Source organism: Streptomyces sp. NPDC006368, assembly GCF_040612535.1.
GTDB lineage: Bacteria > Actinomycetota > Actinomycetes > Streptomycetales > Streptomycetaceae > Streptomyces.
Genome location: NZ_JBEXQK010000039.1, coordinates 18,885 through 44,110 on the forward strand (window position 1 = coordinate 18,885; position 25,226 = coordinate 44,110).

Here is a 25,226-nt window from a genome sequence, read left to right on the forward strand (position 1 = left end):
CGAGCGCCACTTGAGGGACGCCGGAGCGGGTCATCCGAAAGTCACCGAGTGAGCCCCTCCGTCAGTCCCTCCGCCAGGATCTCCGCCAGGTGCCGGGCCCGGCGGCCCGCGAGCTGGTCCAGTTGGGTGCGGCAGGAGTAGCCGTCCGCCAGGAGTGCGGCGCCCTCGGGGGCCGAGCGGACGGACGGGAGGAGCTGGTCCTCCGCGCAGGCGACGGAGACGTCGTAGTGGCCGCGCTCGAAGCCGAAGTTGCCCGCGAGGCCGCAGCAGCCACCGCTGAGGTCGCCCGAGAGGCCCGCCCGCTCCCGTAGACGGCGTTCCGCGGTGTCGCCGAGGACCGCGTGCTGGTGGCAGTGGGTCTGGCCGGCGACCGGGCGGTCGAGGCGCGGGGGGCGCCAGTCGGGGGCGTACTCCTCCAGTGCCTGGGCGAAGGTGCGGACGGAGTCGGCCAGGCGGCGGGCGCGGGGGTCGTCGGGGAGCAGCTCGGGCAGGTCGGTCCGCAGGGCGGCGGCGCAGCCGGGTTCGAGGACCACCACGGGCGCGCCCAGGACGGGGCCCAGGGTGTCGAGGGTGCGGCGCATGACCCGGCGCGCGTGGTCGAGCTGGCCGGTGGAGACGTACGTGAGACCGCAGCACACGCGCCCGGGCGGGAGGGCCGGTCGCAGGCCCGCCGCCTCCAGGACGGTGACGGCCGCCCGGCCCACGGACGGCGAGAGGTGGTCGGTGAAGGTGTCGGGCCACAGCAGCAGGTCGCCCGCTCCCGCACCGCGCCGCGCGAACCAGCGGCGGAACGTCTGCGGCGCGAGCCTCGGGATGTCCCGCTCCGGCGCGATGCCGGACGCCCGCTTGGCGAGGGCCGCGAGCGGGCGCACCCTCGCCGCCGCGTTCACCACCCGGGCGAAGGGCGCGGCGAGGCGCAGCCACCCCGGCAGGCGGCCCATCGCGTAGTGGGCGGCGGGGCGGCGCCGGCCCGCGTAGTGGTGGTGCAGGAACTCCGCCTTGTACGTCGCCATGTCGACGCCCACCGGGCAGTCGCTGCGGCACCCCTTGCACGACAGGCACAGGTCGAGCGCGTCACGGACCTCCGTGGACCGCCAGCCGTCGGTGACGACCTCACCGGCCAGCATCTCGTGCAGCAGCCGGGCGCGGCCACGCGTGGAGTGCCGCTCCTCGCCCGTCGCCCGGAAGGACGGGCACATGACCCCCGGGCCCCGGCCCGGTCCCTCCACCCGGCACGCGGCGACCCCGACGCACCGCCGTACGGCGGTGGAGAAGTCGCCGCCGTCGTGCGGATAGCCGAAGGCGACGTCGACCCGCTCGCGCGGCAGCACGGCGAAGCGGAGGTTCTCGTCGAGGCGGGCCGGGCGGGCGAGCATGCCCGGGTTCATGCCGCCGTCCGGGTCCCACAGGTCCTTGAACCGGCCGAAGAGCCCGACCATCTCCTCCCCGTACATCCGGGGCAGCAGTTCGGCGCGCGCCTGCCCGTCGCCGTGCTCGCCGGAGAGCGAGCCGCCGTGGGCGACGACGAGGCCGGCGACCTCCTCCGAGAACCGGCGGAAGCGCCGCACGCCGCTCTCCGAGACCAGGTCGAAGTCGATGCGGACATGGACGCAGCCGTCGCCGAAGTGGCCGTACGGCGTACCGCGCAGCCCGTGTTCGGCCAGCAGGGCGCGGAAGTCCCGCAGGTACGCGCCGAGGCGGGCGGGCGGTACGGCGCAGTCCTCCCAGCCCGGCCACGCCTCCGTCCCCTCGGGAGTCCGGGTGGCGGTTCCGGCGGCGTCCTCACGGACCCGCCACAGGGCGCGCTGCGCGGCCAGGTCGGTGACGACGGTGCCGTCGAGGGCGTCGGCGGCGCGGACCAGGTCCGCCGCGCGGGCGGCGGCGTCTTCCGGTGTCGCGCCACCCGTCTCCACGAAGAGCCAGGCACCGCCCCGGGGCAGGGCGGTGCGGGCGGCCGGGTCGCGGACCAGGTCCTCGGCCATCCCCTCGACGGTGAGCGGACCGTGCGGAAGGAGGCCGGGTGCCGCCTCGGCGGCCGCGCTCTCGTCGGCGTACCCGAGCACGGCGAGTGCGCGGGCGGGCGGTGACTCGACCAGGCGCACGGTCGCCTCGGTGAGCACGCCCAGGGTGCCCTCGCTGCCGCAGAAGGCACGGGCCAGGTCGGTGCCGCGCTCGGGGAGGAGTGCGTCGAGGGCGTAACCGGAGATGCGGCGGGGAAGGCCCGGCGGGAAGCCGGTGCGGAGGAGGGCGAGGTTGTCCCGGACCAGCCGGGTCAATCCGTTCGGCGCGCCCTCCCAGCCGCGTCCCAGGCGCAGCTCGGTGCCGCCGTACGTCACGACCGAGAGCCGGTCGACGTTGTCGGCCGTCGTCCCCCACGCCACCGAGTGCGCGCCGCACGCGTTGTTGCCGATCATCCCGCCCAGCGTGCAGCGGCTGTGCGTCGAGGGGTCGGGCCCGAAGGTCAGCCCGTACGGGCGCACCGCGTCGCGCAGGTGGTCCAGGACCACCCCGGGCTGGACGACGGCCGTGCGCGCCTCGGCGTCCACCGCGAGAATGCCGCGCATGTGACGGGTGAAGTCCAGCACGACCCCGGTGCCGGTGGCCTGCCCCGCGATGGACGTGCCCGCCCCGCGCGGTACGACGGGCACCCCGTGCTCCCGGCACACCTCCAGTACGGCGGCGACGTCCGCCGCGTCGCGGGGGGCCACCACGCCCACCGGCACGCGCCGGTAGTTGGACGCGTCCATGGTGTGCAGCGCCCGCGCCGCCGCCCCGAAGTCCACCTCGCCGCGCACGCGTGCGCGCAGGGCCCGCGCGATCCGCCCCGCCGTACCGTCCCGGTGCCGCTCGCTCATGGGGTCAGGATGCCTCGGCGGGCGGGCGCCCCGCTGTCCGCGAGCGACGCGCGCCGCACTGCGATCGCGCAAAGAAAGCGCATGAGATCTTCCCCAACTGATCGACAACTCTCCTATAGTGACCGGGATTCTTTGGGAACTGACGACTCCTCACCCCTTCACGCCCACCCCGCCCCCGCCCCGCCCCCCTGAGGACAGAGACGACGTGCGTCCCACCACCCTCCCGGCCCTGCTGCTGTCGGCGGTCGTCACCGGTCTGCTGTGCGCGGGCGCCGTGGCCGTGGCCCCCGGGTCCGTACGGACTCCGCTCTCGTGGGGCGCGGCTTCGGTCGCCGTCCTGCTGACCGCCGCCGTCACGGCCGCCGCCCACGGGCGGGACACCGCCCGGCGGCTGCGCGCGCGGAACGCCGCGCTGGCCGACGAGGCCGCGCGCCGGGCCGCCGAGGCCGCCCGCGCCCGCGAGGAGGCCGCCCGCGCCCGTGAGGAGACCGCGCGGGCCCGTGAGGACGCCGCGCGCAGCGAGACGAACCGGGCCGCGGCCGTGGCCGCCTGCGCCAACGCGGCCGGGCGCATGCAGGCACTGGCCACGAGCATGCTGGCCGATCTGCGCGCGATGGAACACCGGCACACCGACGAGGACGTCCTCGCCGACCTGCTCCAGCTCGACCACCGCACCGCGCAGGCGGGCCGCCTCGCCGACTCCGTCGCCGTCCTCACCGGCGCCCGCTCCGGCCGCCGGTGGGCGAAGCCGATCGTGATGGAGTCCATCCTGCGCGGCGCGATGGGCCGGATCGGCGGCTATCAGCGGGTACGGCTCCACTGCGCCACGGACGCGGCCATCGCCGGCCACGCCGCCGAGGGCGTGATGCACGCCCTGGCCGAACTCCTCGACAACGCCGCGAACTTCTCGCCGCCCACCGCCGAAGTACACGTGTACGTCGAGGAGGTGGCGGCCGGGCTCGTGGTCGCCGTCGAGGACAGCGGCCTGGTCATGAGCGAGGTCCAGCTGCGCCGCGCCGAGCGGGCGGTCGGCGCCGCGCACACGGACCTCACCGGTCTGTCCGGCACCCGTCTCGGTCTGGCCGTCGTCGGCCGCCTCGCCCGCAAGCACGGTCTCACCGTCTCGTTCCGCCCGTCCGCGCGCGGCGGGACGGGCGTGCTGGTGATGATCCCGCAGGAGCTGGTCACCCGCGCCCGCCCGGAGGCCCCGCCCACCCGCAGGCCGGCCACCAAAGGGTTGACCACCACCGGGACGGCCACTCCCGCCCGCGAGGCGACCGCCCCGGCCCCCGTCGCGCCGGCCCCCGTCACGCCCGCCCCCGTCGCGCCGGCCACCCCGCAGCCCCCCGCCACCGGGGACGCGTTGCCCCGGCGCCGCCGTGGACAGACGCTCGCCGCCGCGCACCCCGACGGGGCGCCGCCGCCCCTCGGCACACCGCCGTCCCCCAGCACGCCCGTCGCCCGGCCGGCCGCGAAGGCCGCCGCCGCCCGTTTCCACAGCTTCCGCCAAGCGGTACGCACCACCACGGAAGGCACCTCCGAATGACCACTTCGACGACCGACGAGAAGCTCACCTGGCTGCTGGAGGGGCTTCTTCAGCGCACCCCCGGCGCCCGGCACGCCCTCGTCCTGTCCCGCGACGGACTCAAGCTGTGCCGCACCCCCGAGCTCTCCGTCGACCAGGCCGACCAGCTGGCCGCCATCGCCGCCGGCATCCAGAGCCTGTCGCACGGCGCGTCCATGGAGTTCGGCGACGGGACCGGCGGCGTACGGTCCGCGATGGCGGAGTTCTACGGGGGCGTGCTGCTCATCGTCGGGGCCGGGGAGGGCGCCCATCTCGCGGTGGTCGCCGACGAGGACGCCGATGTCGGCCTGGTCGGCCACACCATGAGCGAACTGGTCGAGCAGCTGGGCGAGCACCTGCACGCCGAGCCCCGTACGTCCTCGTGAGGGGTCCGAGGGACGAGTCACCGGACCGGCTGTACACCCTCACCGGCGGCCGGGCCCGATCCGGTCCGGACACGCCGTTCGACCTGGTGACCCTGGTGGTCGCCGAATCCGACCCGGTGCCCGGCATGCAGTCCGAGCACGCGGCGATCCTGCGCATGTGCCGCCGGCCCACGGCGGTCGTGGAGGTGGCCGCCGGGCTCGCCCTGCCCGTGAGCATCACCCGCATCCTGCTCTCCGATCTGCTGGGCACGGGCCGGATCAGCGCCCGCCACCCGCGTACCTCCACGGCCACCGCCCACCCGGCCACCCCCGCGTACAGACTCCCCGACCCCGACATCCTGGAGCAGGTGCTCGTTGGACTCCGCAACCTCTGAACGGACACCCCTCGCCCGTACCGCCGACAACGGCCTGAAGATCGTGATCGTCGGCGGTTTCGGGGTCGGCAAGACGACGCTGGTCCGTTCCGTCAGCGAGATACGCCCGCTCAACACCGAGGAGACGATGACCCGCGCGGGCGAGGCCGTCGACGACCTCGCCGCGGTCGGCACCAAGACGTCCACCACCGTGGCGTTCGACTTCGGCCGCATCACCCTGGACGCCCGCAACGTCCTGTACCTCTTCGGCGCCCCCGGCCAGGAGCGATTCTGGTTCCTCTGGGACCGGCTCTTCTCCGGCACGCTCGGCGCGGTCGTCCTCGTCGACACCCGCCGCCTGTCGGACTCCTGGTACGCGATCGACCGCCTGGAGCACCACGGCATGCCGTTCATCGTCGCCTGCAACGACTTCGGCGGCCCGGTCCACACCGAGCAGGAGATCCGTGAGGCGCTCGACCTCGGCCCGCACGTACCGCTCGTCGAGTGCGACGCGCGTGACCGCTCCTCCAGCAAGTACGTGCTGATCAACCTCGTGGAACACCTCCGCGGCCTGCTCCAGGAGACAAGACCATGACCGCCACCGGCCCCGCCCCCGTCCCCCTCTCCGGGCCCCGGTTCCAGAGCGACCCCGCCGGCCTCTACCGGGAGCTGCGGCGCGAGCACGGCGCCGTCGCCCCGGTCGTCCTCGACGGGGACATCCCGGCCTGGCTGGTGCTCGACTACCGCGAGCTGCACCAGGTCACCGGCGACCCCGTCCTCTTCAGCCGTGACTCCGCCCTGTGGAACCAGTGGGACCGCGTCCCCGACGACTGGCCGCTCCTGCCGATGATCGGCCGCGGCCAGCCGTCCATCCTCTACACGGTCGGCGAGCGCCACCGGCAGCGCGCCGCGATGGTGGCGGGCGCCCTGGAGTCCGTCGACCCCTTCACCCTGCGCCGGTACGCCGAGGAGTACGCGGACGGCCTCATCGACGGGTTCTGCGGCAAGGGCGAGACGGAGCTCGTCGCGCGGTACGCGATGCTGCTCCCCGTCCGCGTCCTGGTGAGGATCTACGGCGTGCCCGACGAGCAGGGCCCCGGACTCGTCACCGCGCTGAACGACATGATCGACGGCCGGGAGCGGGCGCTGGCGGGCCAGCGGCACCTGGCGGAGTCGATCGCCGCGCTGCTCGCCGCCAAGCGGGAGGCACCGGGCGACGACGTGGCGTCGCGGATGGTGGCCGACACGTCCGGCTTCACTCCTGAGGAGCTCGCGCAGGACCTGATGGTGATGATGGCGGCCGGCCACCAGCCGACCGCCGACTGGATCGGCAACTCGCTGCGGCTGATGCTGACCGACGACCGCTTCGCGGCGTCGCTCTCCGGCGGGCGGCACAGCGTCGCCGAGGCGATGAACGAGGTGCTGTGGGCCGACACCCCGACCCAGAACGTGGCCGGGCGCTGGGCCTCGCGCGACACCCGCCTGGGCGGCCGGGACATCAAGGCGGGCGATCTGCTGCTGCTCGGTCTGGCGGCGGCCAACGCCGACCCGCGGGTCCACATCGACAACTCCGCCCTCACCGGCGGCAACAGCGCGCACTTCTCCTTCGGGCACGGCGAGCACCGCTGCCCGTTCCCGGCGCAGGAGATCGCCGAGATCATCGCCCGGACCGGGATCGAGGTGCTGCTGGACCGGCTGCCCGACCTGGATCTCGCCGTCCCGGCCGAGTCCTTGACCCGCCGCCCGTCGCCGTGGCTGAGCGGTCTGACCGAGCTGCCCGTGACGTTCACCCCGACACCCGCCCTCGGAGGCACCCCATGACCGTGACCGGTGATTCCCTCGGCCGTGAACCGATCGTCCTCGATCCGTTCGTCACCGACCTCGACGGCGAGAGCGCCCGGCTGCGCGACGCGGGCCCGCTCGCCCGCGTCGTCCTGCCGGGCGGTGTGCCGGTGTGGGCAGTCACGCACCACGAGGAGGCGCGCCAACTGCTCACCGACAAGCGCCTCGTCAAGGACATCGGTGTGTGGGGTGCCTGGCAGCGCGGTGAGATACCGGGGGACTGGCCGCTGATCGGCCTGGCCAACCCGGGCCGCTCGATGCTCACCGTGGACGGCGAGGAGCACCGCCGGATGCGCACCCTGGTCGCGCAGGCGCTCACCCCGCGCCGCGTGGAGCGGATGCGGGAGCGGATCACCGAGCTGACCGAGGGCCTGCTGGACGACCTGGCCGCCCCGTACCGAGCGGGCGGGACGGTCGACCTCAAGGCCGCCTTCGCCTACCCCCTGCCCATGTACGTGATCAGCGACCTGATGGGCATCGACCCGGCGGACCACCCCCGCCTGAAGGTGCTGTTCGACAAGTTCTTCTCGACGCAGACGCCGCCGGAGGAGGTCGTGGCGACCCTCGGCGAGCTGGCGGGGATGATGGCGAAGGTGGTGGCGGCCCGCCGCGCGGAGCCGGGCGACGACCTGACCAGCGCGCTGATCGCGGCCTCCGAGGACGGCGACCACCTCACCGACGAGGAGATCGTCTCCACGCTCCAGCTGATGGTGGCGGCCGGTCACGAGACGACGATCTCGCTGATCGTCAACGCGGTGGTGAACCTCTCCGCCCACCCCGAGCAGCGGGCACTCGTCCTTTCGGGCGAGATCGGCTGGGACGCGGTGGTCGAGGAGACCCTGCGCTTCTCCACCCCCACCTCCCATGTACTGATCCGGTTCGCCACGGAGGACGTCGCGGTCGGCGAGAGGGTCCTGCCGAAGGGGGAGGCGCTGATCGTGTCATACGCCGCGATCGGCCGCGACGAAAAGCAGCACGGCCCGACGGCGGGCGTCTTCGACCTGACCCGCTCCCCCAACCGCCACATCGCTTTCGGCCACGGCCCGCACGTCTGCCCCGGCGCGGCGCTCTCCCGCCTGGAGGCGGGCGTGGCCCTGCCCGCCCTGTACGCGCGCTTCCCCGGACTCGACCTGGCCGTGCCGGCGTCGGAGCTGCGCAACAAGCCGGTCGTCACGCAGAACGACCTCTTCGAGCTGCCCGTACGGCTGGGGTGACGCCGGACCGGCCCGCCCGCGCGCCTCATGTCCACGCGTCTCATGTCCACGTCTCACCGGACGGACACGGTCCTCGGCCATGTCCGTCAGCGGCTAGGCTCCGGCTCGTGGCTGAGATCCGGATTCCCGCTGACATCAAGCCCGCCGACGGCCGTTTCGGCGCGGGCCCCTCCAAGGTGCGTACGGAGGCGCTGGACGCCCTGGCCGCCACCGGCACTTCTCTTCTCGGTACGTCCCACCGCCAGGCCCCGGTCAAGAACCTGGTCGGCGAGGTCCGCGAGGGCGTACGCGCGCTCTTCTCGCTGCCCGACGGGTACGAGGTGATCCTGGGCAACGGCGGCTCCACCGCCTTCTGGGACATCGCGACCCACGGGCTCATCGAGTCGAAGTCGCAGCACCTGTCCTTCGGCGAGTTCTCGTCCAAGTTCGCGAAGGCGGCCAAGCTGGCCCCGTGGCTGGAGGAGCCGACCGTGATCTCCTCCGACCCGGGCACGCACCCCGAGCCGCGCGCGGAGGCGGGCGTCGACGTGTACGCGTTCACGCACAACGAGACCTCCACCGGCGTCGCCGCCCCCGTCAAGCGCGTCGAGGGCGCCGACGAGGGCGCGCTGGTCCTCGTCGACGCGACGTCCGGCGCGGGCGGCCTGCCGGTCGACATCACCCAGTCCGACGTCTACTACTTCGCTCCGCAGAAGTCGTTCGCCTCGGACGGCGGCCTGTGGATCGGCGTGTTCTCCCCGGCGGCGCTGGAGCGCGCCCAGCGGGTCCACGCCTCCGGCCGTCACGTCCCGGAGTTCTTCTCCCTGCCGACGGCGATCGACAACTCGCTGAAGAACCAGACGTACAACACCCCGGCCCTGGCCACGCTGTTCCTGCTCAACGAGCAGCTGAAGTGGATCAACGGCCAGGGTGGTCTGGAGTGGTCGACGGGCCGCACCGCCGCCTCCTCGCGCACGCTGTACGGCTGGGCCGAGGAGTCCAAGTACGCGACGCCGTTCGTCACCGACCCGTCGAAGCGTTCGCAGGTCATCGGCACGATCGACTTCTCGGACGAGATCGACGCCGCCGCGGTCGCCAAGGTGCTGCGCGCGAACGGCATCGTGGACACCGAGCCGTACCGCAAGCTGGGCCGCAACCAGCTGCGCGTCGCGATGTTCCCGGCGGTCGAGCCGTCGGACGTCGAGGCGCTGACGAAGTGCGTCGACCACGTGATCGAGAAGCTCTGACCCCCGCGGTCACCGAAGGGGCCCGGCGCCGAGCGCGCCGGGTCCCTTTCGCGTGGGCCTTTCGCGCGGGCCCCGCGCGTGGGGCCGCCCTGGCGCGTGGGCGCGGTACGTCGGGTTCCGGATGCGGCCGATAAGCGCTCTATCCGGGTCCGGCGCGGCTCCCTATCCTCCGTAGCACTCCCGGCCCTCACGGCGCGCGGGATTGACATGGTCACATCATCAACGGTTGAACCCCCCACTTCGGCCGACAGGCAACCGATCGGAGTCCCATGTCCACAGTGCCCAGAGCGTTCCGAGCCTCCACAGTCACCAGAACCTCCAGGGCGTCCAGGGCGACGGCCGTCGGCGGCGCCGCCGCGGCACTGGTCGCCTCCGTGGCCCTCTCCCCCGGCGCCTCCGCCGCCACGGCGCGCGCCATCGTCGCTCCGCCCGACAGGATCGTGATCGAGATCGCGACCGTCAACGGCTCCGGCTGCCCCCAGGGCACCGCCGCCGTCGCCGTCGCCCCCGACAACACCGCCTTCACCGTCACCTACAGCGACTACCTCGCCCAGGTGGGCCTGGGCGCCGAGCCGACCGACTTCCGCAAGAACTGCCAGCTCAACCTGGTCGTCCACGTCCCGCAGGGCTTCACCTACGCGGTCGCCGGCGCCGACTACCGCGGCTACGCGCACCTGGAGGCGGGCGCCACCGCCGTGCAGCGGGCGTCGTACTACTTCCAGGGCTCGCCCGACACGGCGGTCAGGTCCCACCCCTACAAGGGCCCGTACGACAACAACTGGCAGGCGACCGACTCGACCGACTGGGGCCAGCTGGTGTGGGCGCCCTGCGGCGTGAAGCGGAACTTCAACATCAACACCGAGCTCCGGGTCAACGCCGGCACGTCGGACCCGGCGAAGACGAACAGCTTCATCGCCATGGACTCGACGGACGGTGACATCAAGACGGTGTACCGCCTGGCGTGGAAGGAGTGCCCGGCGTGAACACGGGCGCCCGGCGCACCGCACCGCCGCCCGGCGTGAACACCGCCGCCCCGGCGTCGGACACCGTCCCGACGCCGCCCCGGTGACCGGGTGGGCCCGCGCCCCCTCCGCGGGCCCACCCCCTCCTCACCGGCCCAGCCGCTGGAACCGCCGTACGGCCAGGGGCAGGAAGACCGCGGTGAGCACCAGCGGCCACACCACCGCCATGAGCGGCGCGTTGTCCTGGATCCAGCTGCCGTCGCTGCCCACCGGGTTGCCGAACAGCTCGCGCGTCGCCGCCGCCGTGGAGGAGATCGGGTTCCAGGCGGCGATCGTGCCCAGCCAGCCGGGCATCGTGGCGGGCTGCACGAACACGCTGGAGATCATGGTGAGCGGGAAGGCGACGGCGAACAGGCCGCCGGCCGCCTCCGGGTTCGGCACCAGCAGCCCGAGCCAGATGCCCACCCACGTCAGGGCGTACCGCAGGAGCAGCAGCAGCCCGAAGGCTCCCACCGTCCCGGCGAAACCGCCGTCCGCGCGCCAGCCCATCGCGAACGCCGTCGACGCCAGGATGGTCAGCTCCGCGCAGGCGATGATCACATCCGTCACCCCGCGTCCGGTGACCACCGCGGACGGCGCCATCGGCATGGAGCGGAACCGGTCGATGACGCCCTTGCTGGCGTCGGTGACCACGGCGGTGGCGGTGTTGATGAAGCCGAACGCCATCGTCATCACGAACATGCCCGGCATGAGGAAGTCCCGGTAGTCCGCGGCCCCTCCGCCGCCCGGCGGCTTCATCGCGCCGCCGAAGACGTATCCGTACAGCAGGACCGACAGGATCGGGAAGCCCAGCTGCCAGGCGATGTAGACCGGCTTGCGCTGATAGTGGGTCAGGTGGCGGCGTACGACGTTCAGGCAGTCGGCGACCGCCCAGTACGCCCGCCCGCGCCCCGCGCCGGGCCGCGGGACGGGTTGCACGGTGCCGCTCATGCCGCCGTCACCTCCTCGTCGGTCACGTGACCGGTCAGGCGCAGGAACACATCGTCGAGGCTCGGCCTGCGCAGTCCGATGTCCTCGACCTGGACGCCGTCGTCCTGGAGCGACCTGGCCACCTCGGTGAGCGCCGCCACCCGGTCGGTGACGGGTGCGTGCACCCGGCGCTGGGCGTCGTCGACGTGCGGCTCGCCGGCGCAGACGCGGGCCACGGTCTTGGCGACCAGCGGCAGGTCGGCGCGCTCGGCCGCGACGACCTCGATGCGGTCGCCCCCGACGCGGTCCTTGAGCGCCTCGGGGGTGTCGTCGGCGATGGCGCGGCCCCGGTCGATGACGGTGACGCGGGAGGCCAGCCTGTCGGCCTCCTCCAGGTACTGCGTCGTCAACAGCACCGTCGTGCCGTCCTGGACGAGCGCCCGTACGGCGTCCCAGACCTCGCCGCGTCCGCGCGGGTCGAGCCCGGTCGTCGGCTCGTCGAGGAACAGCACGCGCGGGGCGAGGATCATGGAGGCGGCCAGGTCCAGGCGCCGGCGCATGCCGCCGCTGTAGCCCTCGACGCCCTTGTCGGCGGCCTCGGTGAGGCCGAACCGCTCCAGCAGCTCGGCGGCGCGGTCCCGGGCCCGCCGGCCGCCCAGGTGGAACAGCCGCCCGAACATCTCCAGGTTCTGCCGGCCGCTGAGCACCTCGTCCACGGCGGCGTACTGCCCGGTGAGCCCGATCAGGCCGCGTACGCGGCGGGGGTCGCGGGCCACGTCGACCCCGGCGACCTCGGCGCGCCCGCCGTCGAAGCGGCGCAGGGTGGCCAGCACCCGTACGGCGGTGGTCTTGCCCGCACCGTTCGGGCCGAGCAGCCCGTGCACGGTGCCGGGGCGCACGGCGAGGTCCAAGCCGTCCAGTGCCCGTTTCTCCCCGTACCGCTTCTCCAGGCCCTCGGCCCGTACCGCCCAGTCGTTCATGTCGCCCTCCCGTTGAACCGCTCGCGAACCGCACCCGTCCGGAGACCGGATCCGCCGAAACCGGACCCGCCCGGAAACTGAGTACACCGTACCCAACGAACCGTACACCGTACTCAGTTTTTGTCCAGGGAATTACGCTGGCGCCATGAGCAGCGAGAAGACGACGGCGACGAGCGGCAGCGGCGACATCGTGCGCAGCCTGGAACTCCTCTGGGGCAGCGACGAGCCGGGCACCCGCGGGCCGAAACGCGGGTTGACCCTGGACCGGGTCGTCACCGCCGCCATCGAGGTCGCCGACGCGGAGGGCCTGGACGCCGTCTCGATGCGCCGCCTCTCCGCCGAACTGGGCGTCGGCACGATGTCGCTGTACCGGTACGTCCCCGGCAAGGCCGAGCTGCTCGACCTGATGCTCGACCGCGTCCGCCGCGCCCGGGTCGACCCGGACGCGCCGCCGCCCCCCGACTGGCGCCACGCCGTGGAGACCATGGCCCGCACCAACCTCGACCTCTACCGCCGCCACCCCTGGCTGCTGAAGGTCAACCAGGCCCGTACGGTTCTCGGCCCGGGCGCCCTGCAAGGCCTGGAGCTGGCCCTCACCGGGCTCAAGAGCATGGGGCTGACCGACCCCGAGACCGTCTCGGTGATCCTGGCGGTGGAGTCCTTCGTCAGCGGCATCGTGCGCATGGAGGCCGACGCCGTGCAGGCGGCGAAGGAGACGGGCGTCAGCGACGAGGAGTTCTGGAAACGGCAGGAGCCGGTCCTCAGCCGCGCCATGGCGAGCGGTGACTACCCCCTGATCGCCGCGCTTTCCGAGGACACCTTCTCGACCGACTTCGACCACTTCGCCTTCGGTCTGCGCGCGCTGCTCGCCGGCTTCGAGTCACTGGTCGCGCGCCGCGCCGCCGAGCGGCGGGAGTGACGTCGGAAGCGGCGCGAGGGAGGCAGGCGCGAGGGACGCGGGCGCGAGGGTCCTCGGAAGCGGCGTTCAGCCGCGCCGGCGGAGCCGCTTCGCGCCGAAGAGCAGGACGACGGCACCGATGACGACCATGCCGAGGGTGACGTTCGTCCCCCCGTCGCCCCCCTGCCCGCCGGACCCGCCGCCGTCGGCGCCCGGTGAACCACCCGGCGCCGGGGACCTCCCGGCATCCGCGCCGCTCCCGCCCGATGTCCCCCCGCCCGCCTTCTCCACCGGCACGCGCGCGACCTCGCTGCCCTTCCCCTCCGAGCCGAACAGCAACGCCGTCCCGTCCGGCGTGTACGTCACCGACTCCGACTGCCCCTGGAACGGAGCGCGCACCGGCTTCTCCGCCCCGAGCCCGCCGCCCTCCCACGCGTACGCCCGCGCGCTGAAGTAGCCGCGCAGCACCAGGTGCGTCCCGTCCGGCGAGAACGCCCCGTCCGTCACCCACGGCACCTCGCCGATGCGCCGGAAGACGTTCGCACCCTTCGCCGACAGCCGCGCGGGCCCTTCGTACAGGCCGCCCCCGTCCTCGTTCTTCGACGCGATGTACACGCGGCCCGTCTTCGGGTGGACCATGAGCGCCTCGGCGTTGCGGGGGCCGTCGGCGTACCGGACGGTGTACTGCGTGGCGTCCACGGCCTGGTCGCGCAGCTGCTCCGGCTCGGGGAAGCGGTAGATCCACACGTGGTCCCAGGAGCCGTTCAGGTTGTCCCCGATGTCCCCGACGTACACGGCCCCGTCCGGCCCGACCGAGATGGCCTCCATGTCGCGCGGCGTGCCCACCCCGCGGAGGGTGACCGTCGCCACCGTCCGCCCCGTCCGGGAGTCCACCGCGAACACCCGCGGCCCGTCCTGGTCGTTGTGCGTCCAGTAGACGCCCGGATGGGCGCGGCTGGCCGCGAGGCCGCTGGACTCGGTGATCCGCGGATCCTCCAGGGCGAAGCCCTCGTCGTCCGCCGCCCCCGCGGGAGCCGCGGACAGCACCACCGCCCCCAGGGCCAGACCCACCGTCGTACGCACCGAAGCCAACGCAGCCATACCCCCCAGTGTCCATGGTCACATCGCACTCCACCGCCCCGGTCGGGGATGATGAGGCCCATGCGCTTCATGTTCGTCGGCGACTCCATGACCATCGGACGCGCCGGCGACTACACCTGGCGCTACCGCATGTGGCAGCACCTCGACACCACCTTCGACGGCCCGTACGACATCGTCGGCCCGCGCACCGAGCTGTACGACACGGACGCCGCCGCCCCGGTCTCCCACGCCTACGCCGACCCGGCCTTCCCCGAGGACGCCCGCAGGCACCTGGCCGGCTGGGGCGAGGGCTGGCTCCACATGGCGCCGCTGATCGGCGAGGCGGTCGCCGCCACCGGGGCGGACGTCCTGCTGGTCTCCCTCGGCCTGATAGACCTCGGCTTCTACACCAACAGCGCCCAGACCGCCGAGAACACCCGCGCCTTCGTCCGCGAGGCCCGCGCCGCCAACCCGCGCCTGCGCGCGGTGCTCCTCCCGGTGATCCCCAACATCCGCGCCCGCGACGAGGAGCCCTTCGCCGCCGAGTGCGCCCGCTTCAACGAGCTGCTGGCCAAGGCGGTCGCCGACCTCGACGCCCCCGGCTCCCCGCTCCTCCTGGCGACGCCCCCGGAGACGTACGACATCCACACCGACACCTACGACGGCACCCACCCCGGCCCGTCCGGCGAGCACAAGCTGGCGGCGGCCTTCGCGACGGCGATGCACCAGGCGTGGGGCGTGGGCGGCCCGTACGCCCCGCCTGCCTGACGGTCCGTCAACCTCGCCCCGCCACACACCGGATGCGATCATCCGGTCATGCATAAACCGAAACGCTTCCTGGGCTCGATCCTCGGGGTGGCCCTGGCCACCTTCCTGCTGCCCGGCATATCGCCCTCGCCCCACACCCTGCCCTTCACGTCGGTGTTCCTGGCAGCCATGGTGTTCATGATCATCAACCAGCTGATCTACAGCTATCCGAACGACATCAGGACCGCGCCCGCCGTCATGCTGCTGATCCTCGGCGCGATCGGCATCGTCCAGGATGCCCTCATCTGGCTGCTCGTCTCCTGGCTGGAAGGCCGGATTCAGAGCGGCCTCCACGTCGACGGCATCCTCACGGCGCTCCTCGGCGGCCTCATCGTCCGGGCCACGGTCTTTGCCCTCCTCGCCCTCCCCTCCCGGCGCACCCAGGAAGCCGCCTAGGGTTCATACGCGAACGCCGGCTCACAACCACTCGTTGAGGACCGCCACCAGCACGGTCGCCTCGCGGCGGACGGCGGGCTTGTCGTATCCCGTGGCCACGGCCCGGTGGCGCTTGCGGTGGGTGTCCGGCAGGTTGGTCTCGCCCAGGAGCGCTTCCGGCCGCCGGCGCGCCCGAACACAAGAGCCGCCCACGCAAGACGCTCGGCTGGGAATCCCCAGCCGAGCGCCTGCATGAACGGCTCGCGGTCCACCACCCGACTGCCTAGTGCGACGGGCGTGAAAGCGCCCTCCTCCTGTGGTTCAAGCAGTCGACGGGCTGGACACCATGGCTCGCAAGTCGGGCCCACAGCAGTGCTTCACGCTGCTGCCCGAGTCGGCCGAGGTCAACGGGTCCGCCCGTTTCCCGCTCGCCGGCGAGCGCTGGTACGCGCCACGCGTCGTTACAGAAGGTCGAGGCCGAGGTCCAGTCCCGTTCCCGTCTCGGCGGCGGCACCGTTCCCGGCCAGGGTGTCACCGCCACTGCAGATCTGCTGGACCGAGGTCGCGGTCGCCGGGCCGCTGCCGAGGAGGGTGATGGGCCCGGCGATGTTGATGAGGCCGATCTGGTAGGTGTCATCGCTGATCCGAGACTCCTGCTCGCAGACGACCAGGTTGCCGTCCTTGCTGACCTGGTCGCCGTAGGAGTCGGCGGCGTCGGAGGCTGCGGCGACACCGGCCCCGAACATGCTGAAGCTCCCGAGCATGGCAGCTACCAGGGCAGCATTGCGAATCTTGCGCACAACATCTCCACTTCCGTCAGAGTCGACGTGATCCGTGATGGGTGGAACCGTACGACTTGAAGGTTAAGCAACCTTTGTCCCATTTCGGGGGCAACACGCCGATATGTCATTCCGCGTCAGAGCGGCTGGCCGGCCGTGGCCTTGACTGGAAGGGGCCACCGAAAACCTCGGTGAGAGCGGCCTTCACGTTCGATACGTGGTCAGCGCCTGCCCTGCCTCGCCGTCCGCGAGCCACCCCGGCACCCGGTCGTACCTGGGTGCTGACGGACCATCAGAACCCTGATCGCGACGCGTGAACCGTCGATCCCGTACGTGGCGCGATACGGCCCGACGCGCAGGCGCCGCAGCGCCGTGCCCCCGGGCTCGCCGCTCACCGGAGGCCCGGGATCGCCCTCCGGCGACTGCCGGTCACCTACGGCAGCAGCGTAGGACCTACGCCCGGACGGAGGCCTCCTGCTCGACGAGGGCGCGCCAGGAGACGCGGCTCCGGCGAGCGGACGGGGCGGAGGCTCTGGCGGCTGCGTCACGGCGGCAGGGGCCGCAGTGGGTCTCGTCGCCGACGGGCCGGAACAGGTGCTCGTCGCCCGGCCCCGCGCAGGCCACCAGGGCGCTTCGGGGCGGCGCCGCAGGAGCCTCGGCCGCCGGTACGGGGAGTTTCTCGACCAGGCGGTGACGCAGGAACCCCACCGCCGAGCGGACCCCGTCGCGCGGCAGCCCCGAGGTCAGGGCGTGGTGCAGGTCTGCCGTGGTCAGGCCGCGCCGCAGCCACTCCGCCGCCGCGTCGGCCAGCCCACGGGCCTCCCGGACCCCCAGCAGCAGGGACCGGTGCGTATGGCGCAGCGACAGCAACACCCGCTCGGCCGCGACCACTTCGGGTGCCGGGGGCGCCTCCGCCTCCGGGGCGGCCGTTTCGGGCGCCGGTGGCGCCTCCGCCTCCGGGGCGGCCGTTACGGGCGCCACCGCTTCGGGTGCCGCCACTTCGGGTGGGAGGTGGGGGTTGTTCTTCTCCCGGTTTTCGTCTTCCGGAGGGGAATCGCCGACCTGCGGGGGTTCCGGTTCACCGACGGTCGGTTCCTGGGCACTCGGAGAGACCGGAGGAGCGGGAAAGGCCGGAGGAGACGGGGGCGGGTCCGAGGGGAGGGCCGGGACGCCGTCCCGGACGTCGTTCGCCTCCTCACGCGTGAGGGTGACGTTCGACATGAGCTGCTCGGTGACCCAACGCCCGCGCGCCCCCTGCCACTTCCACTCGTGGTAGTAGCCGCACGCGATGAGCTCCTCCTTGGCCCGCTGATAGGCCCGGGGCTTCATGCCCAGCCCTTCCGCGTGCTCACCGAGCGGCTTGTCGAGCTCGTCTTCGCGCATCCCCTGAATGAGAATGATCAGGATCTTGGCGTCGCTGCTCAGGCGCCGATGGCGTACGACGTCGTGCGAAACCTTGGTGTAGCGCCGAACCGGCGCGATAGCATGCCGAAGCATTTCTGGTGGACCTCTATTCCACTGGTGATGAAGGTCCTCGGACGGTGTTGGCGCACCCCCGGGGACCGCCCCATTTGGTACGGAGCGTGATGACGCGGTCACCGTACAGCACGAACCACCGTTTCGTGCAGCAAGTCCGGTTCCACGAAGGGCACTTCCCCGGTGGGCCGCGACCTCCAGTCCAGCGGCCATGTGAGCCCGTCGAGCGCCGGGATACCGACGAAGGCGGCGGAGCGCCCGTTCCGGCTCAGCGCCCGCGCCCCCGCCGGCCAGGCGAAGGCGGCTGCGGTCTGGGGCGGCAGGAGGAAGTACAGGTTCTGCTCACCGGTGAGCTCCCGGACGATCGGCCCGGCCTGGAAGTCCGTGAACTGCATGAGTTCGTACGCCACTTCCTCGCCGAGATAGCCGCCGATGCGTACGGCGTCGAAGTGAATGCCCGCATGCCGCAGGGCATGCCCGGACGCCGGAACCCAAGACGGCACCGTGTCAAGTGAATTGCGCGGATTCATGCGGCCAGCTTTGCGGCCCGGTTCTACTGTGACCAGCACCACAAGGTGTTTGTGACGGGCTGTGCACCTGGGGAGGTCGGGCGTGAACATCGGGAACAACGGCACTCCGGGCGCCGCGAAGGCGTTCGGACGGCTGCTGCGCTTCCACCGGGAGCGGGCGAAGGTCTCACAGGAGGCGCTGGGCAGGCACACGGGGTATTCCAAGTCCCAGGTGGCCATGATCGAGCGAGGCGAGCGCCGCCCGAGGGGCAACTTCGTCGAGCTGGCGGACGAGCTGGTGGGTGCACAAGGTGCACTGATGGAGGTGGCGCAGGAGCTGACCGCGAGTGGAGTGGCGGCTTGGTTCGAGGACTACTTGGAGGAGGAGGCGAAGGCTGCGGGCATCCACAAGTACGAGAGCCATCTGATCCCCGGCCTCCTGCAGACCGAGCCCTACGCACGGGCAGTCTTCCGCTGCGCTTGCCCATCACTGGATGACGAGGAGATCGAAGCCGGCGTGACGGCTCGACTCGCACGGCAGAAGGTGTTCCACCGCAGGCCGACGCCTCTCATCAGTTTCGTACTGGAGGAGGCAGCGCTCAGCCGCCCCCTTGGAGGACCGACGGTCCTCAGGGAGAACCTCCTGCACATCCTCGACATCGGGAAACTGCGCAACGTGGACATCCAGGTGATGCCGAAGGATCGGCGGACGCACGCCGGGCTCAACGGCCCCTTCACCTTGTTGGACACTGCGGAACGGCGCAGTCAGCTCGTCTATGTCGAGGGGCAGGGCGGGAGGTACTTTCTCAGCGAACAGCCGGACATGGGGGACGTGTTCGCACGGTATGGCGCCCTGCGCGCACAGGCCCTCACCCCGGAAGACTCCGCCGAACTCATCGAACAGGTGGCACAAGACCTATGAACACCAACCTCGACTGGTTCAAGAGCAGCTATAGCGGTAGCCAACAGGGCGAGTGCGTCGAGGTCGCCTTCACCTGGACCAAGTCCTCCTACAGTGGCGACCAGGGCGGCGACTGCGTCGAGGTCGCCGCCTGCCCCCACACCGTCCACGTCCGGGACTCCAAGGACACCGCCCGCCCCGCCCTCGCCCTCTCCCCCGCCGCCTGGGTCGCGTTCCTCACCGCCCAGCGCTGACTCACCCCAGCGCCGGGTCCCGGGTCTCGTGCAGGTCCCAGCCGTCCGCCCGGCGCGCGAGCCGCTCCCCGCGCCGGGACAGGACGACCCAGGACGCGGCCGTCACCGCCCCTGAGAACAGGCACAGGCTGAGCGAAAGCCCCCAGCCGGGGGCGCCGAGAAGGACGGGCAGCAGGAGCGCGTAGGCGAGGACGAGTCCGCCGAGCCAGGGCAGGTGGGCCGCCGCCACGACGACCGTACGGCGCGGGACGGGGCGTACCGGGCGGTCCACCACCGGGCGGACGTCCGTGGGGGCGAGGACCGTCTCGAAGGTGTCGCGGTCCAGGCGGAGCCACAGCGCCTCGCCCTCGTCGGTCACGAACACCACGGGCTGACTGCCCCCGATCAGCCGCCAGTCCCGGGCGCCGCACAGCCAGCCGGGGCGGTCGCGCAGTTCGGCGGCGAGGGTGGGCAGTTCGTGATGGGGGGTGTCCTCGGCGGTCGCGTACAGTTCCGCGCCGTCCTCGCACACCAGGGTCAGCCGGTGGAGCGAGGTGGTGCTGGTGGTGCCGTCGCGCTCCCCGAGCGTGGTGTGGTCGTCCCGCCGGGCCCGGGTGATCCGGGCCCGTACGGCGGGCAGCGGGCCGCTGCGCGCGTTGTCCCGGAGGATACGGGTGGCGATGTGTGGCCGTACGTCCCCGAGCAGGCACAGCGAGACGAAGAGGGCGATGCCCGTGAGCCCCAGGGTGGTCCACCCTCCGTCGGTCGGCCCCGCCACGGCGAACGGCGAGGAGGACTCCACGTAACGGCGCAGGTCGGTGCCCTCGTCGATCACACCGCCGAGCTCCGGCTTCCCCGGCTGGTACAGCACGTGCACCTGCTCACCGGACGACCGGCGGGACCCCAGCATGGCGCCGGTGACGCGGATCCGCTCGCGGCCGGAGTCACGCCGGACCTCGACGGTCACGTCACCGGTGTGCGTCTGCCAGACGCTGTCCGGGCTGCCGGTGAGCCGTTCCACGGAGACGATCGTGCCTTGGGCCACCTGGGCGCCCTCGGTACGGAAGACGTGTACGCGCTCCAGGTCCGCGCCGTCCGGGCGGGAGGCCAGGTCGACGAAGAAGGCGGGCATCGGCAGCAGGCACCAGAAGACGACGAACGGGCGCAGCCGGTGCAGCCACGGCAGCGGTATGCGCGCGGGAGGCCCGGGCGGGCGGTCCGCCACGATCGGCGGCCCGCTCGGTGTACACCTGGACGCGACCCGGATCCAGGCGGCGGCTGCCAACAGGGCCGCCGCCCCGAGTACCACCACGTCCACCCTCCACATGGGAGCCCCCGCCCGGAACAGCAGACTCACCATCGCGGCCACCGCCGACAGCAGCGCGCCCCCGCCCAGAATCCTGGTCGCCCAGGTCGCTCTTCCCATGAGTCCGGACGCTACCAACGGCTGTCAGGTCAAGGAGCGGCGTCTACCGCGGTGTTGGCGTCGCGGTAGCGGGACGGGGGGATGCCGTAGTGGCCGGTGAAGGCCTGGCGGAGGGTCTCGGCGGAGCCGAAGCCGCACCGGGCGGCGACCGAGGCCATGGGGAGCCGGGTCGAGACCAGGAGGTGGGCGGCTGCCTCGACGCGGGCCCGGCGCACGTACTGGCCCGGTGTCACGCCGAGGTGCTCCAGGAACAGCCGGGTCAGATGGCGGCGGGTCACGCCGGCGCGGGCGGCCAGCGCGTCCGTGCCGAGATCGGCGTCCGGGTGGCCCGTGATGTGGTCGACGAGCCGCCGGACCGCGTCGTTCCGGGGTGGCGGGGCGGCGGTGAACATGCTCATCTGGGCCTGGTTGCCGGGGCGTTGGAGGTAGGTGACCAGGTGTCGGGCGACCTGGCGGGCGAGTTCGGCGCCGTGGTCCTCCTCGATGAAGGCGAGGGTGAGGTCCAGGGCGCTCGTGATGCCCGCCGCCGTGGAGACGTTGCCCTCACGGATGTAGATGGGGCGGGGGTCGACCGTGACCGCCGGGTGACGGGCGGCGAGCCGGGACGCGAACCGCCAGTGGGTCGTGGCGCGGTGGCCGTCGAGCAGGCCGGTGGCGGCGAGGACGGCGGCGCCGGTGCAGAGGGAGGCCACCCGGCGGCTTTCCCCGGCGAGCCTGCGGACGTGCCCGACCAGCCGGGGGTCGTCGGCGGCCCGCTCGGAGCCGACACCGCCGGAGACGATCAGCGTGTCCAGGGGGCCGATGAGGCGTTCGAGACCCTGCTGGCTGTGGAGGGTGAGGCCGGATCCGCACGTGATGGGTCCACCACCCGGGGCGGCGACCAGCACCCGGTAGGGGCGGGCGGGGGCGCCGAGGTCGTTGGCCATGGCGAGGGTGGTGGTCACGCAGGCGATGTCCAGTAACTCGGCGGAGTCGTACCCGACGACCGCCACCAGCCGCTCCGTCATGCGGGCACCCTATGCCGGAAGGACCGGTACCCCAAGGTTCGGGACATGTCCGGAGCCGGGCCGTCGATACCGGCCCGCTCCCGGCCCAGAGTGGGGGAAACTCCCCGCCCGGCTCCCTGGAGACCTCATGGCGACCGAACGCACCGCCGCCCACCCGACCGACCCCGCGATCCGCCCCTCGGCCCTGCGCAGACTGGGGCACCGCTGGCCCACATGGCTCGCGCTCGCCATGGTGGCCGTCACGTTCGGTGACGGCAGCCCGCCCGTCGACACCCTGGCCGGGGTGCTCGTGACCATGCCTCTCATCTACCTGGCCTTCGGCGCGTTCCGAGGCGAGCTCGGTCATCGCCGGACCCTCGCACTCCAGCTGGCGGGGCTCCTCGGCTTCACGGGCCTGGCGGCGGTCGCCGTGATCACCGACGAGCCGGCCGCCCGCTGGCTGGTCGCGGCCGGCTGGCTCGCCCACGCCGCCTGGGACTTCGTCCACCACCGCACGGGCCGGGTCGTCCCCCGGGCCTGGTCCGAGTGGTGCGGCGTCGTCGACCTCCTCGGCGCGGTGGGAATCCTGCTCCCGCTCTGGTGGTGATCACCACCCCAGGGCCTCGCCCCGCTCGGACCGGCACGGGGTCACCCGGGCTGGTCGGTGTCCTTCAGAGTGCCCCAGCCGTGCCAGCGGTCGACCTCGATCCACGCGCTGAACCGCCGACGGTCGCGCCGGCCGTAGGGTTGGCCCAGGTAGTGCTGGGACAGCCGGTCGGAGTCGGCGAGCTCCATGTCCTCGTGGAGCTCGGTGACGCGGCCGATGATGCTGAGGTGCGTGTACCAGTTGGACTCGTCCAGCACGGTGAGCGTCACGCGCGGGTCGCCGCGCACGTGCTGGAGCCGTTTGCGTCCCTCGTCCATGTTGACGAGGACCCGGCCGTCGTCCCAGAGGTACCAGGTGGCCGCGGACACCGGCTGGCCGTCCGGGCGGAGGGTCGAGATGACGGCCGGATTGGGCTTGGCCAGCATCGCGACTGCCTCTTCGGGAAGCGGTGGTTTCGACATGGGCACCCTCCGTGACACGTACGCGCGCTTCGACGCTTCGACTCTTTCCCACGTGGGGTGCCCCCGCCACCGCGCGCCAGTCCTACGCGTCCATGCGGTCGACCGCGTTCCTGGCCTCCACCAGGTCCGCGCCGGTGATCTCGCGGTAGGCCTTGATCGCCTCGATCTTCTTGTCCTGCCGCACCAGCGCGCGGACCCGCTCCAGCTCCGGATCGGTGTGATCGATGCCGAGGTGGTCGAGGATGAGGTCGACCTTGGTCTCCAGCCGGGCGATGCGGCGGTTGACGCGCTTGACCTTCTGCTCGGTGCCGGCCGCCGCCAGGCCGATGAAGACGACGACCAGGAGGATGAGTGCTATGTCCATGACCGGAGAGCCTAGAGCCGCCCGCCCCGGACCGATTCGACCGCTCGACCGCACACGGCCCCTGCTTGGCGCCAGTTCTCGCCACCGGCGTGTCGTGGTCACCGTGCGTATCGTTGGAGCGCGCGGCTGCATGCACACACGCGGCAGCGGGGAAGAGCGCCACGATGACCGTCGTAGACACCGACAGGATCGACATGGCCGACAGCAGCGACGAGCGGACCCTGGACGAGATGTTCGAGGCGCTTGAGCGGATGGGCGTCCCCGAGGGATACAAGGCCGAGATCGTCGGGGGGCACATCTTCATGTCGCCGCAGCGGGACACCCACTGGGACATCATCCTGGACATCTACGAACAACTCCGGGCAAAGCATGCCAGGAAACTGCTGAAGTCCGATGTACGCATCGACTACCCCGGTCACCTCAACGGCTTCGCCTCCGACCTGACGCTCATCGCCGAGGGGGCCGCGAAGGACGACAGGGGCCTGTGGCGTCACCAGGACGTCAAGTTCGTCGCCGAGGTCATCTCCCGCAGCACCGGCCTGAACGACTACGGGCCCAAGAAGGCCGCCTACGCCGCCGCCAAGGTGCCCGCCCACCTCATCGTCGACCCCTACACAGGCAGGTGCGTCCTCCACACCCACCCGAAGGGTGAGGAGTACACCGTGGACGCCAGGTTCGACTTCGGGGAGCCGGTCGACCTCAGCGGGACGCCGGCCGGCATCGTCCTGAACACCGCTGATTTTCCCCGGGACTGACGCGACCGCAGGGCACCCTTGCCTTGAGCGGACTCGAAGGCGTTGGCTGTACGGTCATGAAGTACACGCAGCTCGGACGCACCGGACTCAAGGTCAGTCGCATCGTTCTCGGCACCATGAACTTCGGGCCGCAGACCGACGAGGCCGGCAGCCACGCCATCATGGATGCCGCGATCGACGCCGGCATCAACTTCTTCGACACCGCCAACGTCTACGGCTGGGGCGAGAACAAGGGCCGCACCGAGGAGATCATCGGTTCCTGGTTCGCCCGGGGCACCGGCCGCCGCGACAAAGTCGTGCTCGCCACCAAGGTGTACGGGAACATGGGGGCCGACAGGGACGTCTGGCCCAACCACGACCGGCTCTCCGCCCTCAACATCCGGCGGGCCGTCGAAGCCAGCCTCAAGCGGCTGGGCACCGACTACATCGACCTCTACCAGTTCCACCACATCGACCGGCGTACGCCCTTCGAGGAGATCTGGCAGGCCGTCGACGTCCTGATCCAGCAGGGCAAGATCCTCTACGCGGGGTCGAGCAACTTCCCCGGCTACAAGATCGCCCAGGCCAACGAGATCGCGGCCGGGCGCGGCATGGTCGGCCTCGTCAGCGAGCAGTGCCTCTACAACCTCGCCGAGCGCCGCGCCGAGATGGAGGTCATCCCGGCCGCGCGGGACTACGGCCTCGGCGTCATCCCGTGGTCCCCGCTGCACGGCGGACTGCTCGGCGGCGTACTCAAGAAGGAGAGCGAGGGCGCTCGCCGCACGGAGGGACGCTCGGCGGACGCCCTCGCCAGCACCGCCGTACGCGAGCAGGTCCAGGCGTACGAGGACCTCCTCGACAAGCACGGGCTGCCGCCGGGCGAGGTCGCCCTGGCATGGCTGCTCACCCGGCCGGGGGTGACGGGGCCGATCGTCGGGCCGCGCACGGCCGAGCAGCTCGACTCCGCGCTGCGGGCGGCCGAGCTGGAGCTCTCGGACGAGATCCTCCAGGAGCTGGACACGATCTTCCCGGGGCCGGGTCCGTCCCCGGAGGCCTTCGCCTGGTAGGGATCAGAGCACCGAGGCCACCGCGACGATCACGAACATCAGCACGAGCACACCGGCCATGATCCGGTTTCGGGTCTTCGGGTCCACGTTCCGAGACTAACGCGGACGGTCCCGCCCCTCGCAGCGAGGGGCGGGACCGTCCGCGTGACCGGTACCGGTACCGGTACCGGTA

The 25,226-nt window shown here is 72.3% G+C and carries 28 protein-coding genes; 16 read left to right on the forward strand and 12 right to left on the reverse strand.

Annotated elements, in window-relative coordinates:
• Nucleotides 1-41 precede the first annotated feature (41 nt).
• Nucleotides 42-2,855, reverse strand: a complete 2,814-nt coding sequence (locus ABZZ38_RS24050; protein ID WP_356743397.1) for an FAD-binding and (Fe-S)-binding domain-containing protein — start codon at nucleotides 2,853-2,855, stop codon at nucleotides 42-44.
• A 205-nt stretch (nucleotides 2,856-3,060) separates the two neighbouring features.
• Between ABZZ38_RS24050 and ABZZ38_RS24055 the strand changes: the two genes are divergently transcribed.
• The 8 genes from ABZZ38_RS24055 (at nucleotide 3,061) to ABZZ38_RS24090 (ending at nucleotide 10,423) form a co-directional block, all read left to right on the forward strand.
• Nucleotides 3,061-4,401, forward strand: a complete 1,341-nt coding sequence (locus ABZZ38_RS24055) for an ATP-binding protein (protein WP_356743399.1) — start codon at nucleotides 3,061-3,063, stop codon at nucleotides 4,399-4,401.
• Entirely contained in the window at nucleotides 4,398-4,805 is a 408-nt protein-coding gene (locus ABZZ38_RS24060; RefSeq protein ID WP_356743401.1) for a roadblock/LC7 domain-containing protein, read from the forward strand. Before ABZZ38_RS24055 ends, ABZZ38_RS24060 begins: the two co-directional genes overlap by 4 nt.
• The gene (locus ABZZ38_RS24065; RefSeq protein WP_356743403.1) at nucleotides 4,802-5,179 is read left to right on the forward strand and encodes a DUF742 domain-containing protein; all 378 of its coding nucleotides are present in this window, start codon (nucleotides 4,802-4,804) and stop codon (nucleotides 5,177-5,179) included. Before ABZZ38_RS24060 ends, ABZZ38_RS24065 begins: the two co-directional genes overlap by 4 nt.
• Complete coding sequence (locus ABZZ38_RS24070) at nucleotides 5,160-5,753, forward strand: ATP/GTP-binding protein (protein ID WP_356743405.1); 594 nt, start codon at nucleotides 5,160-5,162, stop codon at nucleotides 5,751-5,753. The genes ABZZ38_RS24065 and ABZZ38_RS24070 overlap by 20 nt, the downstream gene beginning before the upstream one ends.
• Nucleotides 5,750-6,979, forward strand: a complete 1,230-nt coding sequence (locus ABZZ38_RS24075; protein WP_356743407.1) for a cytochrome P450 — start codon at nucleotides 5,750-5,752, stop codon at nucleotides 6,977-6,979. The genes ABZZ38_RS24070 and ABZZ38_RS24075 overlap by 4 nt, the downstream gene beginning before the upstream one ends.
• The gene (locus tag ABZZ38_RS24080; RefSeq protein ID WP_356743409.1) at nucleotides 6,976-8,214 is read left to right on the forward strand and encodes a cytochrome P450; all 1,239 of its coding nucleotides are present in this window, start codon (nucleotides 6,976-6,978) and stop codon (nucleotides 8,212-8,214) included. The genes ABZZ38_RS24075 and ABZZ38_RS24080 overlap by 4 nt, the downstream gene beginning before the upstream one ends.
• Before the next feature lie 107 nt (nucleotides 8,215-8,321).
• Nucleotides 8,322-9,440 carry a phosphoserine transaminase gene (serC, locus tag ABZZ38_RS24085; RefSeq protein ID WP_356743411.1) on the forward strand — a complete coding sequence of 373 codons (1,119 nt, stop codon included), beginning with the start codon at nucleotides 8,322-8,324 and terminating at the stop codon, nucleotides 9,438-9,440.
• Between the two features lie 269 nt (nucleotides 9,441-9,709).
• Nucleotides 9,710-10,423 (forward strand): DUF4360 domain-containing protein, encoded by a 714-nt coding sequence (locus ABZZ38_RS24090; RefSeq protein WP_356743413.1) that lies wholly within the window; start codon nucleotides 9,710-9,712, stop codon nucleotides 10,421-10,423.
• A gap of 126 nt (nucleotides 10,424-10,549) precedes the next feature.
• Here ABZZ38_RS24090 and ABZZ38_RS24095 read toward each other — a convergent pair whose 3' ends face one another.
• Complete coding sequence (locus ABZZ38_RS24095) at nucleotides 10,550-11,392, reverse strand: ABC transporter permease (RefSeq protein WP_356743415.1); 843 nt, start codon at nucleotides 11,390-11,392, stop codon at nucleotides 10,550-10,552.
• Nucleotides 11,389-12,351 carry an ATP-binding cassette domain-containing protein gene (locus tag ABZZ38_RS24100; protein ID WP_356743417.1) on the reverse strand — a complete coding sequence of 321 codons (963 nt, stop codon included), beginning with the start codon at nucleotides 12,349-12,351 and terminating at the stop codon, nucleotides 11,389-11,391. The genes ABZZ38_RS24095 and ABZZ38_RS24100 overlap by 4 nt, the downstream gene beginning before the upstream one ends.
• A gap of 145 nt (nucleotides 12,352-12,496) precedes the next feature.
• Between ABZZ38_RS24100 and ABZZ38_RS24105 the strand changes: the two genes are divergently transcribed.
• On the forward strand, nucleotides 12,497-13,270 hold the full coding sequence (locus tag ABZZ38_RS24105; protein WP_356743419.1) for a TetR/AcrR family transcriptional regulator: 774 nt from the start codon (nucleotides 12,497-12,499) through the stop codon (nucleotides 13,268-13,270).
• 66 nt (nucleotides 13,271-13,336) lie between these two features.
• Here ABZZ38_RS24105 and ABZZ38_RS24110 read toward each other — a convergent pair whose 3' ends face one another.
• Complete coding sequence (locus ABZZ38_RS24110; protein WP_356743421.1) at nucleotides 13,337-14,350, reverse strand: WD40 repeat domain-containing protein; 1,014 nt, start codon at nucleotides 14,348-14,350, stop codon at nucleotides 13,337-13,339.
• A 60-nt stretch (nucleotides 14,351-14,410) separates the two neighbouring features.
• On the opposite strand from ABZZ38_RS24110, the gene ABZZ38_RS24115 reads away from it, so the two are divergent.
• Complete coding sequence (locus ABZZ38_RS24115) at nucleotides 14,411-15,097, forward strand: GDSL-type esterase/lipase family protein (protein WP_356743423.1); 687 nt, start codon at nucleotides 14,411-14,413, stop codon at nucleotides 15,095-15,097.
• 48 nt (nucleotides 15,098-15,145) lie between these two features.
• Nucleotides 15,146-15,532, forward strand: a complete 387-nt coding sequence (locus ABZZ38_RS24120; protein WP_356743425.1) for a phage holin family protein — start codon at nucleotides 15,146-15,148, stop codon at nucleotides 15,530-15,532.
• A gap of 21 nt (nucleotides 15,533-15,553) precedes the next feature.
• Here ABZZ38_RS24120 and ABZZ38_RS24125 read toward each other — a convergent pair whose 3' ends face one another.
• From ABZZ38_RS24125 to ABZZ38_RS24140, 4 genes are all read right to left on the reverse strand, one after another.
• The gene (locus tag ABZZ38_RS24125) at nucleotides 15,554-15,724 is read right to left on the reverse strand and encodes a hypothetical protein (RefSeq protein ID WP_356743427.1); all 171 of its coding nucleotides are present in this window, start codon (nucleotides 15,722-15,724) and stop codon (nucleotides 15,554-15,556) included.
• Nucleotides 15,725-15,972: 248 nt separating this feature from the next.
• Nucleotides 15,973-16,311 carry a hypothetical protein gene (locus tag ABZZ38_RS24130; protein ID WP_356743429.1) on the reverse strand — a complete coding sequence of 113 codons (339 nt, stop codon included), beginning with the start codon at nucleotides 16,309-16,311 and terminating at the stop codon, nucleotides 15,973-15,975.
• A gap of 432 nt (nucleotides 16,312-16,743) precedes the next feature.
• Nucleotides 16,744-17,787, reverse strand: a complete 1,044-nt coding sequence (locus tag ABZZ38_RS24135) for a hypothetical protein (RefSeq protein WP_356743431.1) — start codon at nucleotides 17,785-17,787, stop codon at nucleotides 16,744-16,746.
• A gap of 98 nt (nucleotides 17,788-17,885) precedes the next feature.
• Nucleotides 17,886-18,296 (reverse strand): hypothetical protein, encoded by a 411-nt coding sequence (locus ABZZ38_RS24140; protein WP_356743500.1) that lies wholly within the window; start codon nucleotides 18,294-18,296, stop codon nucleotides 17,886-17,888.
• Between the two features lie 82 nt (nucleotides 18,297-18,378).
• Between ABZZ38_RS24140 and ABZZ38_RS24145 the strand changes: the two genes are divergently transcribed.
• Both ABZZ38_RS24145 and ABZZ38_RS24150 read left to right on the forward strand, forming a co-directional pair.
• On the forward strand, nucleotides 18,379-19,197 hold the full coding sequence (locus ABZZ38_RS24145) for a helix-turn-helix transcriptional regulator (protein ID WP_356743433.1): 819 nt from the start codon (nucleotides 18,379-18,381) through the stop codon (nucleotides 19,195-19,197).
• Complete coding sequence (locus ABZZ38_RS24150; RefSeq protein WP_356743435.1) at nucleotides 19,194-19,430, forward strand: DUF397 domain-containing protein; 237 nt, start codon at nucleotides 19,194-19,196, stop codon at nucleotides 19,428-19,430. Before ABZZ38_RS24145 ends, ABZZ38_RS24150 begins: the two co-directional genes overlap by 4 nt.
• 1 nt (nucleotide 19,431) lies before the next feature.
• Here the strand turns inward: ABZZ38_RS24150 and ABZZ38_RS24155 are convergent, their stop codons facing one another.
• Complete coding sequence (locus ABZZ38_RS24155; RefSeq protein WP_356743437.1) at nucleotides 19,432-20,835, reverse strand: hypothetical protein; 1,404 nt, start codon at nucleotides 20,833-20,835, stop codon at nucleotides 19,432-19,434.
• A gap of 29 nt (nucleotides 20,836-20,864) precedes the next feature.
• A complete protein-coding gene (locus ABZZ38_RS24160; RefSeq protein ID WP_356743439.1) occupies nucleotides 20,865-21,842 on the reverse strand; it encodes a GlxA family transcriptional regulator in 978 nt (325 codons plus the stop codon).
• 127 nt (nucleotides 21,843-21,969) lie between these two features.
• Between ABZZ38_RS24160 and ABZZ38_RS24165 the strand changes: the two genes are divergently transcribed.
• Nucleotides 21,970-22,428, forward strand: coding sequence for a hypothetical protein (locus ABZZ38_RS24165; protein WP_356743441.1), 459 nt, complete (start codon nucleotides 21,970-21,972; stop codon nucleotides 22,426-22,428).
• Nucleotides 22,429-22,469: 41 nt separating this feature from the next.
• Here ABZZ38_RS24165 and ABZZ38_RS24170 read toward each other — a convergent pair whose 3' ends face one another.
• Together ABZZ38_RS24170 and ABZZ38_RS24175 are read right to left on the reverse strand one after the other, a co-directional pair.
• Nucleotides 22,470-22,889 carry a PPOX class F420-dependent oxidoreductase gene (locus tag ABZZ38_RS24170; protein ID WP_356743444.1) on the reverse strand — a complete coding sequence of 140 codons (420 nt, stop codon included), beginning with the start codon at nucleotides 22,887-22,889 and terminating at the stop codon, nucleotides 22,470-22,472.
• A gap of 82 nt (nucleotides 22,890-22,971) precedes the next feature.
• A complete protein-coding gene (locus ABZZ38_RS24175; RefSeq protein ID WP_356743447.1) occupies nucleotides 22,972-23,253 on the reverse strand; it encodes a ribosomal protein L7/L12 in 282 nt (93 codons plus the stop codon).
• Nucleotides 23,254-23,417: 164 nt separating this feature from the next.
• Between ABZZ38_RS24175 and ABZZ38_RS24180 the strand changes: the two genes are divergently transcribed.
• Together ABZZ38_RS24180 and ABZZ38_RS24185 are read left to right on the forward strand one after the other, a co-directional pair.
• Entirely contained in the window at nucleotides 23,418-24,008 is a 591-nt protein-coding gene (locus ABZZ38_RS24180; RefSeq protein WP_356743450.1) for a Uma2 family endonuclease, read from the forward strand.
• 56 nt (nucleotides 24,009-24,064) lie between these two features.
• Nucleotides 24,065-25,054, forward strand: a complete 990-nt coding sequence (locus ABZZ38_RS24185) for an aldo/keto reductase (protein ID WP_356743452.1) — start codon at nucleotides 24,065-24,067, stop codon at nucleotides 25,052-25,054.
• Nucleotides 25,055-25,226: the final 172 nt, after the last annotated feature.